This is a genomic window from Nocardia lijiangensis NBRC 108240, assembly GCF_001613045.1.
GTDB lineage: Bacteria > Actinomycetota > Actinomycetes > Mycobacteriales > Mycobacteriaceae > Nocardia > Nocardia lijiangensis.
Genome location: NZ_BDBP01000023.1, coordinates 1 through 13,791, shown reverse-complemented (window position 1 = coordinate 13,791; position 13,791 = coordinate 1). Strand labels below are relative to the sequence as shown.

The following is a 13,791-nucleotide window of genomic DNA, read 5'->3' as shown; positions in this document are numbered from 1 at the left end:
GTCGACGGTCTCGGCACAGCACCCGATCGGACCGGCAACGTCACGTAGACGCGATCGAGGTGGGAACGACCCATTGCCCGGAGAGCGCCTGCGCTTGCACGTTTCCCACCTTAGTCAGTTTCGGGGACGAGATGGGGCCGACCGTATTTCCTTCGATGGAGCGACCGCCCGCGGATATTACTCCGCAGTTTCTTCGGTGAAGCGGCCTTGCGACGGGGCGATGCGCGCGGCGGTCGCCCCGTCGGCGGGTACTGCTCAGTCGCGGGTGAGCTTGCGGTGCGTCACCCGGTGCGGGCGGGCCGCCTCCGGGCCGAGACGCTCGATCTTGTTGGCCTCGTACGCCTCGAAGTTGCCCTCGAACCAGAACCACTTGGCCTCGTTGTCCGAGTCGCCCTCCCACGCCAGGATGTGCGTGCAGGTGCGGTCGAGGAACCAGCGGTCGTGGGAAATGACCACGGCGCAGCCGGGGAACTGTTCCAGCGCGTGCTCCAGCGAACCGAGGGTTTCCACGTCGAGGTCGTTGGTCGGCTCGTCGAGCAGGATCAGGTTGCCGCCCTGCTTGAGGGTCATCGCCAGGTTGAGGCGGTTGCGCTCACCACCGGAGAGCACACCGGCAGGCTTCTGCTGATCCGGGCCCTTGAAGCCGAACGCGCTGACGTAGGCGCGCGAGGGCATCTCCTGGTTGCCGACCTGGATGAAGTCCAGGCCCTCGGAGACCACCTGCCAGACGTTCTTCGTCGGGTCGATGCCCGCGCGGTTCTGGTCGACGTAGCTCAGCTTGACCGTCTCGCCGACCTTCACCTCACCGCTGTCGGGCTGCTCGAGTCCGACGATGGTCTTGAACAGGGTGGTCTTACCGACACCGTTCGGACCGATGACGCCGACAATGCCGTTGCGGGGCAAGGTGAACGACAGATCCTTGATGAGCTGGCGATCGCCGAAGCCCTTGTCCAGGTGCGAGACCTCGACGACCACATTGCCCAGGCGGGGACCATGCGGAATCTGGATCTCCTCGAAGTCCAACTTCCGCATCTTCTCGGCCTCGGCCGCCATCTCCTCGTACCTGCCGAGGCGGGCCTTGTTCTTGGCCTGGCGGGCCTTGGCGCCGGAACGCACCCACGCGAGCTCTTCCTTCAGCCGCTTCTGCAGCTTCTGGTCCTTCTTGCCCTGCACCTCGAGGCGCTCGGCCTTCTTCTCCAGGTAGGTGGAGTAGTTGCCCTCGTAGGGGTAGGCCCGGCCGCGGTCGAGCTCGAGGATCCAGCCCGCGACGTTGTCCAGGAAGTACCGGTCGTGGGTGACGGCCAGCACCGCGCCCTGGTACTGGGCCAGGTGCTGCTCGAGCCACAGCACCGACTCGGCGTCCAGGTGGTTGGTCGGCTCGTCGAGCAGCAGCAGGTCGGGCTTGCTCAGCAGCAGCTTGCACAGCGCGACGCGGCGACGCTCACCACCGGAGAGGTTGGTGACCGGCTCGTCCGCAGGCGGGCAGCGCAGTGCGTCCATGGCCTGCTCGAGCTGGGAGTCCACGTCCCACGCGTCGGCGTGGTCCAGGTACTCCTGCAGCTTGCCCATTTCCTCCATGAGCTCGTCGGAGTAGTCGGTGGCCATGAGTTCGGCGATCTCGTTGAAGCGATCGAGCTTCACCTTGACCTCGCCGAGGCCTTCCTCGACGTTGCCCCGGACGGTCTTCTCCTCGTTCAACGGCGGCTCCTGCTGCAGGATGCCGACCGTCGCGCCAGGCGCGAGGAACGCGTCGCCGTTGTTCGGCTGGTCCAGTCCGGCCATGATCTTCAGCACGCTGGATTTACCGGCGCCGTTGGGACCGACGACGCCGATCTTGGCGCCGGGAAGGAAGTTCAAGGTGACATCGTCGAGCACGACTTTGTCGCCGTGCGCCTTGCGAACCTTCTTCATTTGGTAGATGAACTCAGCCATATGCGGAAGCCTATCGGTCTCGGGAACAGTGGAACGAAGCAGAGCCACTCACGGCACGCGGGCATCCTCGCGCCGGATTCACCGTGCTTGCGCCCGGCGTTCTGCGGGCGGGATCAGGCGTCGACGGGCTCGGGTGCGGCACTTCCGGAAGGTACGGAAGCCACGATCGCGGCACTGTCCCCCAATTCCTCGCCGACGCGTGCACGGTTTTCAGCGCTGGATCCGACACAAGTATTCCGTATCAGGGCGCTCGGCCCACCTCCGGTCTCCGATCGACGGTGGACCTGGGCGGTGCACCGGGACAGATCGGGGCCGACGGCTGTGGCCCGCATCTCCAGATCACGCCGCTCGATGCCGTCCTTGGTCCGGTACTCGTGCGAACGCAGCTGCCCGTAGACGAGCACCGGGTCGCCGCGCCGCACCGACGCGTCCACACCGCCGACCAGGCGACGCCAGCAGGTCACCGTGAGGTACAACGTCCCGCTGTCGATCCACTCCCCCGTCGCGTAGTCCAGCCTGCGCGAGTTGCTGGCCACGCGGAAGGTCAGCACCTGTTCGCCGTTGCTCAGGTCCCGCTTGACCGGGTGGGTCACCACGGTTCCGACCACCGTCGCCATCGCTTCGTACATGATCTCGCCCCTTCACCTGTCCGACCCGGGTGCGGATGCTCCGGGTGCTTCCTCCCCCTCCACGAGGGCGTATCCAGCCTCGCCCCGGCACGGGGTGTGAAGGAACCCCCGGTTTCGCGCCTGTGGACAACTCACCCGCCTGTGGACATCCGACGCTTCGCATATGCCGCCGAGCTCGGCCGTATCGCACCGGTGCCAGTCGGCACGAAAGCCGCGGACGCTGGCGCGCTCGATCCGGTACCGCCGATCGTCAGCGGCACCGTTCCCCCTACACGACCGCGCCGACCACCGTGGACGCACGCAACGGCAGCTCGACCACGCTCGTCCCGGCATGCACCGTGAACGCCCCCGGTTCGGTCCGCCAGCCCCCGTCCCAGTGCTCGAACACCCTCGGCGGCAGACTGATTCGCACCGGAATCGACCTCCCCGCCTCCGCGAACACAGTGGCGAACCCCGCCAGCCACCGCACCGGCCGCTCCACCGCGGAATCGCGACGGGACAGATACACCTGGACAACCTGTTTCCCGGCCCGCGCACCGGTGTTGCGCGCGGTGAGCGCCACCGCCACCGTCCCGTCCGGCTCCGGAGCAAACACCGCGAGATCGGCGAGTTCCCAAGTGCTGTAACCGAGTCCGTGCCCGAACGGGTAGGCCGGCGTGACACCCGCGCGCAACCAGGCGCGATAGCCGATATGGATACCTTCGGCGTAGCGCAGCACCCCGTTCTCCGGCGTGGTCGAGAGCACGGGCACGTCGGCCTCGGCGGCGGGCCAGGTGGTGGGCAGCCTGCCGCCCGGTTCGGCCCGGCCGAGCAGCACGTCGGCCAGCGCGTGGCCCGATTCCTGGCCGCCGAACCAGGTCAGCAGCACCGCGGGCACCTCGTCGCGCCAGGGCAGCAGCACCGGTCCGCCGGAATTCACCACCACGACGGTGCGGGGATTGGCCCGCGCCACCGCGCGCACCAGATCGTCCTGGGCGCCGGGCAACGCGAGCGTGCCGCGGTCGAAGCCCTCGCTCTCGGTCTGCGAGCTGGTGCCGACCACGACGACGGCGGCGTCGGCGGCGCCTGCCAGCGCGGCCGCATCGGCGATGGCGTCCGCGGGATCGGTGTGCGCTGCCTCGGTGCCCACGGTGATCGCGACCAGACCCAGTCCCGCGCCGTCGTTTTCGAGCTGCTGACGCACCGTGATCGAGATCGGACGGTCGCCGTCGGTGGCCACCGGCACCGCGACGACGTCGGGGGTGAGCAGCGCGGCGCCGAGCGCATCGCCGCTGCCGCCGAGCGCGGTGTCGATGACCGCGGCGCCGTCGATCTCCATGCGTATCCGCCCCACCCCGGCGACGCCGAGCCGTACCGCCGCGGGCTCGTCGGGGCCCGGCCGGTACACCGTGCTCAGCTCGAGCGCGGCCGCGCCCGCGGGCACCGTGCCCAGGTAGACCAGCTGCGCCGCGCGCCGCTGCTCACTCAGCAGCTCGTCGCCGTCGGCAGCCAGGAAACGGGCGCGCAACCCGGGTTCGCCGGTCTGCGGATCTGTCATCGACGCCAGTGGCAGCGCATGGATGCCGGTCTGGACCGGCACGCCGGGATGCACCGTGACGGACGTGTCCGGCAGCGCCGCGCGCAGCCCGTCCACGGGGCTGATCACCTCGGCGGGAACCACCGTCGCGCTGCCGCCGCCCTGTGTGCGCGGCCAGATCGCCGCCTCCCCGATCACCGCGATGGAACCGGGACCCGAACTCGCCCAAGGCAATTCGCCGCTGTTGCGGAGCAGCACCATGCCCGCGGCCGCGACTTCGCGGGCGAGTTCGCGCCCCTCGCGCTCGGAGACATCCGCTTCCGCTGCATCATCCGGCACCGAGTCAGGTTCCGGCACAGGGACATTCCGCACCGCTACACCCCCGTGCGTGGCGACCGCGGCGGTATCGAAACCGTCGTCGCACAAGGCGGAATCCGACAGATCGAGCGCACCGACTCGCTGCGCCAAGCGCAGCAGGCGCAGCGCCTTCGCATCGATCACGGCCTCCGGCACCGCCCCGGATCGCACCGCCGCAACCAGTTTCGCGCCCCACGGTCCCACCGGGCCCGGCATCACCAGATCCTGGTCGGCCTTGGCCGCGGCCTCGGTGCTGCGCACCGCCATCCAGTCCGAAACCACCACGCCGTCGAAATTCCACTGGGTGCGCAACGGTGTTGTCAGCAGCGGATTCTCGGACATCGTGATCCCACGAACGGAGTTGTACGCCGACATCACCAGCCACGCGCCCGCGCGCACCGCCGCCTCGAACGGCGCGAGATACAGTTCGCGCAGCGCGCGCTCGTCCAGCTCGACGTCGGCGGTGTAGCGCTCGGTCTCGAAGTCGTTGGCCACGTAGTGTTTCGGCGTCGCGGCGATGCCGTGCTCCTGCACCGCGCGGACATACGCCGCGGCCAGTTCGCCGGTGAGCAGCGGGTCTTCGGAGTACGCCTCGAAGTGCCTGCCGCCCAAGGGACTGCGCTGCAGGTTGATCGTCGGGCCGAGTACGACGTCCACGCCCTTGCGCCTGGCCTCGCTCGCCGACGCGGCGCCATAGCGGCGGGCAAGGTCCAGATCCCAGGTCGCCGCGAGCGCTGTCGCCGAGGGGAGGTTGAGCGAGGGGTCGCGCTCGTCCCAGGTCGGTCCGCGTACGCCCGAAGGCCCATCGGAGAGCACCATCGACCGCAGCCCGATCGCGGGCTCCGCCACGGTCGACCAGATGTCGGCGCCGGTCAGCAGCCGCACCTTCTGCTCCAGGTTCAGCGCGCCGACCAGCGCGCACAGGGCTTCGTCCACCGTGTCGAGCATCAGCGCTCCTCCTCGGGATCCGTCGGCCGGGTCACCTGCACCTTCGCCAAATCTACGCGTCGGCGGCGGAGCCAACCGGCCTTCGCGACACCGCGAGGGGCCCCTGCTCAGAGTGCGGCGAGGTCGGTGTTGGCGCCGCAGAGCACGACGACCGGCCGTTCCCCCGGCGCGGGCGTGTACGCGCCGCTCTGGATCGCGGCCAGCGCACCGGCGCCCGCCAGCTCGACGACGATCCGGAACTCACGCCACAGGTACTCGCGGGCCGTCGCGATGGCCTCTTCGGTGACCAACAGTGAGGGCACGTCGTAGCGCCGCGCGATATCGAGGGCGATCTCGCCGACCCTGGTCGCGCCGAGCGCGTCCAGACCGATGCCCGGCGTGCCGACGTCCACCGGCCGATTGGCCAGCAGCGCGGCATGCAGCGCGGGCATGCCGACCGGCTCGACGCCAACCACCTGCTGGCGGCGACCCACCGCCGCCGCGATTCCGGCGACCAGCCCGCCGCCGCCGACCGCGACCAGCACCGGCGGTTTGCCGCGCACCTGATCCTCGAGCTCCAAACCGACAACGCCCGCGCCTGCGACCACCGCGGGCAGGTCGTAGGCGTGCAACTGCAGCGCGCCGCGCTCGGCCGCCAGCTCGGTGGCGTAGCGGGCCGCCTCCGCGTATGTCGTTCCGTGCCAGAGCACTTCGGCGCCATGCGACCACATCGCAGCCACCTTGGTATGCGGCGCGGACTCCGGGACGACCACCGTGCACGCCTTGCCGAGCCAGGCGGCGGCCAGCGCGGCGGCGATCCCGGCGTTGCCCGCCGACGCGATGACCACCTGGTCGGTCCGCGCTGTCGAGGAGAGCAGCGCGTTGAGGGTGCCGCGCACCTTGAACGTGCCGCCGTGCTGGAGATATTCGAGTTTCAGCGTGACCGGGACCGGACCGTCGGGCCCGGTCACCGAGGTGTGGAAGACCGGCGTCTTCCTGATCCGTCCCGCCAACCGGCGCCGCGCCGCGCGCACATCGGAGCGATACACCTGCCGGCAGTGTTCGGCGAGAGCCACCCCGCCCCCATCGTTTTCACTCGAAGTCAAGACCGCACCCCGCGGTCGCACAGCCGGGGCAGACCCGGCAGCGCGGCCTCACTCACTTGCGCACCTCTCCGTCACGTTTCGCCAGTTCGGCGAACATGGCGTTGTGGGCGGCCAGATCCGCGTCCTTGTCGCGATCGGCGGCGCGGTCGATGCGCTTGGCCGCCCGTTCGTCGCTGCGCGACCACTGGATGAGCAGCGCCAGCATCACCACGACCAACGGCACCTCACCGCTCGCCCAGGCAAGGCTACCGCCGGTGCGCTGATCACCGAGCAGGTCGCTGTTCCAGCCCAGGTCGAGACTGCGGAAGAACCAGCCGCCCATGACCGTCGTCATGCTCATCAGCGCGACGCCGAAGAACGCGTGGAAGGGCAGCGAGCCGAACACCATGCCCAGCTTGGTGAGCGGTTCCACCTGGCGCGGTTTGGGATCGATGCCGATCACCACCCAGTAGAACAGGTAGCCGCTGAGCAGGAAGTGGATGTTCATCATGAGGTGAGCCGCGTGCGAGTCGACGAAGGTGTCGTAGATGCCGCCCATGTACAGCGCGTAGAAGCCGCCGACGAAGATCACCGAAGCGACGATCGGATGGGTCAGCACGCGGGACACCGGATTGTGCACGGCGGCCAGAATCCATTCCCGCGGACCGGGTGCGCCGGTGCGTCCCGCGGGCGGCAGCGCACGCAACGACAGCGTCACCGCTCCGCCGAGCGCCAGCAGGATCGGCGCCAGCATGGACAGCGCCATGTGCTGCCCCATGTGCACGCTGAACACCGCGGGCGAATACCGCCCGATCCCCGACGACGTCGCGAGCAGCAGCAGCACACAGCCGGACAGCCACGCGATGGTCCTGCCGACCGGCCACGAATCGCCGCGTGCGCGCAGCCGCCGGACACCGAGCAGATACAGCACCGCCAGCACGATCGCCGCCGTGCCGAAGATCAGGTCGAAGCGCCAGTCGAACAGCATCCGCGCGACCGTCGGCGGGCCCGCGAGGTCGTAGCCGAGCTCCACCTCGGCGGGCGTCGGCACGGTCGACGGCGGTGGCGGCGGCGTGCGGCCGAGACCGACGGCCAGACCCACGGTGGCCGCGAACACCAGCGCCTCGACCGCGCCGAAACGAATGAGGGCGGCGCGGTCTCCCTGGTTCGCCGCGAGTGCGGGCACGGCGGCGCGCCGCTGGAAGTAGCCGATGACGCCGAGCACCAGCAACGCCGCCGCTTTGGCGAGCACCAAGCGCCCGTAGGTGCTGGTGAAGAGCTCGTCGAGGGGCACGCGCACCCACGAGTTGATCACGCCGCTGACGCCGATCACCACGAAGGCGAGGGTCGCGGCGAGCGAGAACCGGCGGACCGCGATATCGGTGTGCGCGCCGCCGCGCAGTGCGTGCGCGAGTACGGCGAACAGGCCGCCCACCCAGACCGCCGCCGACACCAGGTGCAGGATGAGGCTGTTGGTCGCGATGTCGTGCGAGCCGCCCGAGGACGAATGCCCGGTCAGCGCGAGCGGCATCATGGTCACGATCGCGCCGCCGAGCAGCAGCGGCGTCCAGCCCCAGCGCAGTGCGAGCCGGCAGCCGACCGCCACGATCAGCGCGAAGATCACCGTGGTGCGCCAGGCCTCGGCCAGGTCCACCTGCCCGATCGCCCGCCACAGCTGTTCCGGTCGCCAGATGTCGGTGGCGGGCTGGCCCGTCGTGTCCGACACCGTCAGCGGGACGAGCAGCGCGGCGCAGCAGGCCCAGATCACCGCGAAGTTCGAGGCCCGCCGCAGCGCGCGATAGCCGCCCACGTCGAGCAGCCCGTCGGCCTGCGGCGGCACCAAGAACGCGGCGAACAGCAGCGAGCCGACCGTCAGCGCCGCGGCGAGATCGGCCAGCGCGCGGATCGCGGGCAGCCCGTAGGTGGTCAGCGGTCCCGGATCCGGAATGCCGAGCAAGCTCAGCGCCTGCGCCGCGGAGAGACCGACCACCAGCGCCGCAACGATGGCGGCGAGAGCCCCCGCGAACGCGGTCACGACGGCGAAGCCGCCCGCCGCACCCGCCCGCGGGACGTCCGACTCAGCGGGTGCGAGGGGCAGGTCCTGCGGTGACGACATACGACTCAGCGTAGTTGTGTCGATGATGCGCGAGCGGGGCGGGCACGCCCGGTCACTCGGGTCGTCGCTGGGGAGCGAGTTCGGCCGGACTACGCGGCGCAGCGCGTATAAGGTAGGCGCGAATCACGGAGGTGGGATGTCGGTAGTGCTGATTGCCATGGTGGCGTTGTTCTTCGCCGCCATGGGCGTTCTCGGACTGCTTCGCCCGAGCCGGCTCGCCGACACGGTCGGCTTGCTCGCTGATCGGGCCGACGCGCGCGCCGAGGTCCGCGCGGTCTACGGCGGTTTCGGCGTCGCCGTGGCCGTTGTCCTCGGGTTGGCCGCTGCCGATGTCGGCGGGCTCAGATTCGGCGTGTGCATCGCGGTGGCCGCCGCGCTGGGCGGCATGGCGTTCGGCCGGATCTGGTCGTCGTTCACCGAGCGCCCGTCCGCCTTCTACCCGGTCTGGTTCTACTTCGTCGTCGAAGTGACCTTGGCCACCCTGCTGACCCTCGCCATCCTTCTCGACTGAGGTACACGGAATGTTGCTGACGCTAAGAATCTAGTTTCTGGACGGTCGCTATACTTTCCGTGCTGGACAGCGCGGCCAATGTCGGCCATGGTGGAAACCGCTGCCTCCGTAGCTCAGTTGGATAGAGCAAGGGCCTTCTAATCCCTAGGTCGCAGGTTCGATTCCTGCCGGGGGCGCTCACACGCGCAGCTCTGTGGCCCGCACATCGATATGCGGGTCACAGGGTTGTTACCCGATCCGGGCGGCGCTCAAACACCGAGGACACTCGCACAGCAGCCGAGAACTGTCGCCATCACCGCCATAGCGCGGACACAGACACCGGGCGCGTGAGCAAAGCACGGCCCCTCGGGGTCTCCATCGCACGACCCAGCACCCATCAATGTGGCTTGGCCGCGGTCCGCACGGGATCGGGGAGGGCCGCGGCGACCTCGGGACGTTGGTCGAGCCGGAAGACGCATTTCGTCCCGGTGTAGATGCTCGGCATGCACAGGTTGCAGTGCGTACAAGCCGACCGGGTTGCTTCGTCGGATTGGATGCGGCGCAGCAGGTTCGGCTCGCGCAGCAGGGCTCGGGCCATGGCGACGAACTCGAAGCCCTCGGCCATCGCTTGGCGCATGGTGTCGAGGTTGGTGATGCCGCCCAGCAGGATCAGCGGCATGGACAGCTCGCGGCGGAACTGGCGCGCTCGTTCGAGCAGGTATGCCTCGTGGTACGGGTATTCGCGCAGGAATCCTCGACCGACCAAACGAAATCCCCAGCGGGCCGGTCCGGGAAGGACTTTCGCGAACTCGCGGCGCGGCGCGTCGCCGTGGAAGAGCAGCATCGGGTTCAGCAGCGAGCTGCCCGCCGTCAATTCCAAGGCGTCCAGCGCACCGTCGGCCTCCAGCCACGCGGCGACCTGGAGGGATTCCGGCACCGTGAGCCCGCCGCGCACACCGTCTTCCATGTTCAGCTTCGCCGTCACGGCCAGCCTGCCGCCCACGGCTTCACCCACCGCGCGGGCGATTTCGCGGACGAACCTGGCTCGATTGGCCGCCGATCCGCCGTAGCGGTCGGTGCGGCGGTTCAGCAGCGGGCTCAGGAACGAACTGGCCAGGTAGTTGTGTCCGAAGTGGATCTCCACGGCGTCGAACCCGGCCTGCTCGGCCAGTTTCGCGGCGTCCGCGTGCGCGGCGACGAGCCCGCGGATCTCGGACTCGCCGGGCACCTTCATCGGCCGCATGCCGAGCGGGCTGAACATGCGGCTCGGCGCGAGCGCGGGCAGCCGATTGGAGGCGGCATTGGCCACCGGTCCGGCGTGGCCGATCTGCGCGCACGCCGCCGCGCCTTCGGCGTGCACGGCATCGGTCAGCTTGCGCAGCCCCGGCAGCGCCTCCTGCCGCATCCAGATCTGATGACGGTCGGTGCGGCCGCCCGGTGCGACCGCGCAGTACGCGACGGTGGTCATGCCGACACCGCCCGCCGCGGTCTCGCGGTGGAATGCGATCAGGTCGTCGGTGACCAGCGCGTCGGGTGTGCGGCCCTCGAAGGTCGCCGCTTTGATCACCCTGTTGCGCAAGGTGATCGGGCCCAGCGCGGCCGGTGCGAATACCTCGGTCATCGCGCGCCTCCTTCCGGTGCGGAGAGTCCGGCCACCACGAAATCGCGCAAGGTGGCGACGGCATGCTCCGACAGATCTCGGTCGCCGGCGCCGAAGGACATGATGAGCAGGTCGAAAGCAAACGACCAGCGTCGCCTGCTCTCCGGCTCCGCGAGTTCGGGGAGCAGGCCGACCCACGAGTCCATCCGGAACCAGCGCTGCTGCCACAGCAGCGGGTGCCGCCCGAGCACCAGCTGGGCGAGCAGCCGCAGGTGCAGGCGTCCCACCGGATCGGCGGCGAGGTCGACGAACGGTTCGATCACCGCGTCGACGACCGCGGGCACCGAACCGCGCTCGGCGCTGACGGCCGCGAGCCGGTCGGCCCACAGCGGGCCGAGGCGCTCTTCGAGCAGCGCCGCGACCAGGGCTTCCTTCGATCCGAAGTGGTAATGCACGGCCGCGGGGTTGGCGCCCGCTTCCGCACAGATCGCCCGCACCGACACGTCCTCATAGCGGTCGGTCAGCAGCAACCGCTCGGCCGCCGCGAGCAGCCGCTCGCGGGTGACCGCCGAAACTCTCTGAGCCATGTGTGCAGTAAAACACGTTTCAATCAGTGTTTCAATCATTGATTGAAATCGCCCGCGCGGGGACTAGCGGCACGTGACGAAACCCGCGCTACATCGGTGTGGCAACCCGAACCGTACTGTTACCGATGGTTTGCTGACTTCGCACGAGCTGGTTCCGGAATCAGACCACCTGATGCGAAGGGAGCGAGTCGATGCTTAGGTATGCCCACTCCGCCGCCGCGGTCTGCTGCGCGGCGATGATCGCCCTGGCCCCCGCCGCGAACGCGGCGCCACCCGACGACACCACCGGCGACGCGCGTGAAACGCAGTCGGTGAATCCGGCGCTCTCCGCGGGCGTCGACATGATCATGATTTCAGCCCGCCTCGGCATGAAGGCCCTGGCGCTGACCATCGTTCCGATCCACCACTTCCCGTCGTTCGACGCCATCATCACGCGGGAAAGCGGCTGGAATATGTTCGCGGTCAACCCGAGCAGCGGCGCCTACGGCCTCGGTCAGGCGCTCCCACCGGAGAAGATGTCCACCCACGGCCTCGACTGGCGAATCAACCCCGTCACCCAGCTCCGCTGGACCTACGACTACATGATCGACCGCTACGGCAGCCCCGACGCCGCCTGGGCGTTCTGGCAGCGAAACAACTGGTACTGATCCGGCACAGGTCTCAGTCCTCGACGGCGAGCGCCTGGCGCATCGTCAGCCTTCCCTGCGTCTGCATGAGCGAACGCCGGTAGATCTTCTCCGCGACCAGGACGGTGCCGTAGGTGCCCACCCCCATCAGGATCAAGGCGACGACGGGCTCCCACCAGGCGGCGGCGCCCTCGGCCAGCCTGGCAGGCATGGCGACGATCGACACGACCGGGACATAGGACGCGATCACCCGCCACGTGTCCGTGAGGAAAATGCCAGCGAACAGCACGATCATGATGAGCATCGACATGGGCATGGCGGTGGATTGCAGGTCCTCGCTGCGCGTAGCGAGCGCGCCCGCGACCGCCCAGAAGCTGGCCAGAGCGAGGAAGCCCACCACGAAGAAGACGATGAACCAGCCCGCCGCACCCGCGATCGTGGCGACCTGGTCACCTCTGCCCGTCGCGGCCAATCCGATCAGGCCCGCACCGACGAACAGCGCGAGCTGGGCGAAGGCCATCACCGTATTGCCGAACACCTTGCCGATCAGCAACTGCCGCAACGGGATAGCGCTCGCCAGAATCTCCACGACGCGGTTCTGCTTCTCCTCGACCACGCTCTGCGCGATGCCCATGCCGAACAGGAGCGACGCCGTGTAGAAGAGGAAAGCGAACACGAGGCTCGCGATCCTGGCCAAGCCCGGATCGACCGCGGACTTGTCGAGCAGGTCGTAGGTCACCGCGCCGCCGCGGCCCAGCTGCTCCAAGTTCAGGCCCGCGGCGGCGGCATTGCGCTGCACCGCGAGCTGCTGCGCGGCGGCGGTGAGATACGTTGCGGCGTCGTCGTTCTGGGCGGAATCGCCGATGAGCCGCCAGCCACCCGGCTCGGCGGATACCAAGCCGACCTGCACCTCGTCGTCACGCACCCGCTGCTCGACGGCGGCCACATCGGGCTGCGGGCGCGCGGTGAACGTGACCTTCTCGTCCGCGCTCTGGGCCAAACCATTGGCGGTGTCGATGATCTGGTCGGCGCCCGTACCCACGACGGCTACGTCGATCTCGTCGGTGCGGTTGCTCATGAAACCGGTGATGGTCAGGGACGCGACGATCGCCACGATCGTGACCACCGTGGACACCAGGAAGTTTCGATCGCGCAGCTTCACCGCGATCTCGCGGGCCGCCACGATCCGCCATACCCCGCGCGGAGCAAAATCCGTGTTCATCCCGTCACCTCACGGTAGATCTCGGACACCGAGGGGCGCACCTCGGCGAGTTCGCGCACCGAACCACGGGCCAGCGCTTCGCCGAGCAGCGCCTCGGTGGTCGCGCCGTCGAGTTCGAGCAGCACGCTGGAACCGTTGGCCTGCAACACCCGCACGCCCGCGAAGGTGTGCAGCCAGCCCGGGTCGCCGCCGAGCGAGAGCCGATAGCGCGTCGAACCTGTGGAGCGGAGCTCGTCCACCGAGCCCTGCCCGACGACCCGTCCCGCCGCGAGAATCACCAGCTGGTCGCACAACCGCTCCACCAGATCGAGTTGGTGCGAGGAGAACAGCACGGGCACGCCGAGCGTCGCGTACTCGCGCAACAGATCGGCCATCGAATCGACGGCCGCCGGGTCCAGACCGGAGAACGGCTCGTCCAGGATCAGCAGCGACGGCTGCGCGATGACCGCCGCCGCGATCTGCACCCGCTGCTGGTTGCCCAGGGAGAGCGATTCCAGCTTGTCCTTGGCGCGATCGCCGAGATCGAAGCGTTCCAGCAGTTCCCGCGCGCGGAGCCGGGCGTCGGCGGCCGATTGCCCGCGCAGCCTGGCCAGGTAGACGAGTTGCTCGAGCACCGGCTGTTTCGGATACAGCCCGCGCTCCTCGGGCATGTAGCCGAACGATCTGCGGTCGGCGGCGGTCACCGGCCTGTCCTGCCAGCGCAG

The 13,791-nt window shown here is 69.1% G+C and carries 11 protein-coding genes and 1 tRNA gene; 3 read left to right on the top strand and 9 right to left on the bottom strand.

The annotated features are described in order from the left end of the window. Positions 1-255: 255 nt before the first annotated feature. From ettA to NL1_RS09195, 5 genes are all read right to left on the bottom strand, one after another. Positions 256-1,932: an energy-dependent translational throttle protein EttA gene (ettA, locus tag NL1_RS09215; protein WP_067836489.1), complete on the bottom strand. Its 1,677-nt coding sequence runs from the start codon at positions 1,930-1,932 to the stop codon at positions 256-258. A gap of 113 nt (positions 1,933-2,045) precedes the next feature. Next, positions 2,046-2,561, bottom strand: a complete 516-nt coding sequence (locus tag NL1_RS09210) for a single-stranded DNA-binding protein (RefSeq protein ID WP_084510422.1) — start codon at positions 2,559-2,561, stop codon at positions 2,046-2,048. A gap of 268 nt (positions 2,562-2,829) precedes the next feature. After that, positions 2,830-5,382 (bottom strand): beta-glucosidase family protein, encoded by a 2,553-nt coding sequence (locus tag NL1_RS09205; RefSeq protein WP_067836487.1) that lies wholly within the window; start codon positions 5,380-5,382, stop codon positions 2,830-2,832. Positions 5,383-5,489: 107 nt separating this feature from the next. Continuing rightward, positions 5,490-6,410: a serine/threonine dehydratase gene (locus NL1_RS09200; protein ID WP_084510426.1), complete on the bottom strand. Its 921-nt coding sequence runs from the start codon at positions 6,408-6,410 to the stop codon at positions 5,490-5,492. A gap of 109 nt (positions 6,411-6,519) precedes the next feature. Further along, positions 6,520-8,562, bottom strand: coding sequence for a bifunctional copper resistance protein CopD/cytochrome c oxidase assembly protein (locus NL1_RS09195; protein ID WP_067836481.1), 2,043 nt, complete (start codon positions 8,560-8,562; stop codon positions 6,520-6,522). A 136-nt stretch (positions 8,563-8,698) separates the two neighbouring features. Between NL1_RS09195 and NL1_RS09190 the strand changes: the two genes are divergently transcribed. Further along, positions 8,699-9,073 carry a DUF4345 family protein gene (locus tag NL1_RS09190; RefSeq protein WP_067836478.1) on the top strand — a complete coding sequence of 125 codons (375 nt, stop codon included), beginning with the start codon at positions 8,699-8,701 and terminating at the stop codon, positions 9,071-9,073. 102 nt (positions 9,074-9,175) lie between these two features. Further along, positions 9,176-9,249 (top strand) — tRNA-Arg (locus NL1_RS09185). A gap of 200 nt (positions 9,250-9,449) precedes the next feature. Here NL1_RS09185 and NL1_RS09180 read toward each other — a convergent pair. Next, entirely contained in the window at positions 9,450-10,673 is a 1,224-nt protein-coding gene (locus NL1_RS09180; RefSeq protein ID WP_067836474.1) for an NADH:flavin oxidoreductase, read from the bottom strand. Continuing rightward, a complete protein-coding gene (locus NL1_RS09175; protein ID WP_067836472.1) occupies positions 10,670-11,239 on the bottom strand; it encodes a TetR family transcriptional regulator in 570 nt (189 codons plus the stop codon). Before NL1_RS09175 ends, NL1_RS09180 begins: the two co-directional genes overlap by 4 nt. A 191-nt stretch (positions 11,240-11,430) precedes the next feature. On the opposite strand from NL1_RS09175, the gene NL1_RS09170 reads away from it, so the two are divergent. Then, positions 11,431-11,886, top strand: a complete 456-nt coding sequence (locus NL1_RS09170; RefSeq protein ID WP_084510421.1) for an aggregation-promoting factor C-terminal-like domain-containing protein — start codon at positions 11,431-11,433, stop codon at positions 11,884-11,886. 13 nt (positions 11,887-11,899) lie between these two features. Here NL1_RS09170 and NL1_RS09165 read toward each other — a convergent pair whose 3' ends face one another. Beyond that, a complete protein-coding gene (locus tag NL1_RS09165) occupies positions 11,900-13,087 on the bottom strand; it encodes an ABC transporter permease (protein ID WP_067836466.1) in 1,188 nt (395 codons plus the stop codon). Next, positions 13,084-13,791 (bottom strand): ABC transporter ATP-binding protein (locus tag NL1_RS09160; RefSeq protein ID WP_067836464.1); only part of this gene is annotated, 708 nt, incomplete at its 5' end. The genes NL1_RS09160 and NL1_RS09165, both read right to left, overlap by 4 nt.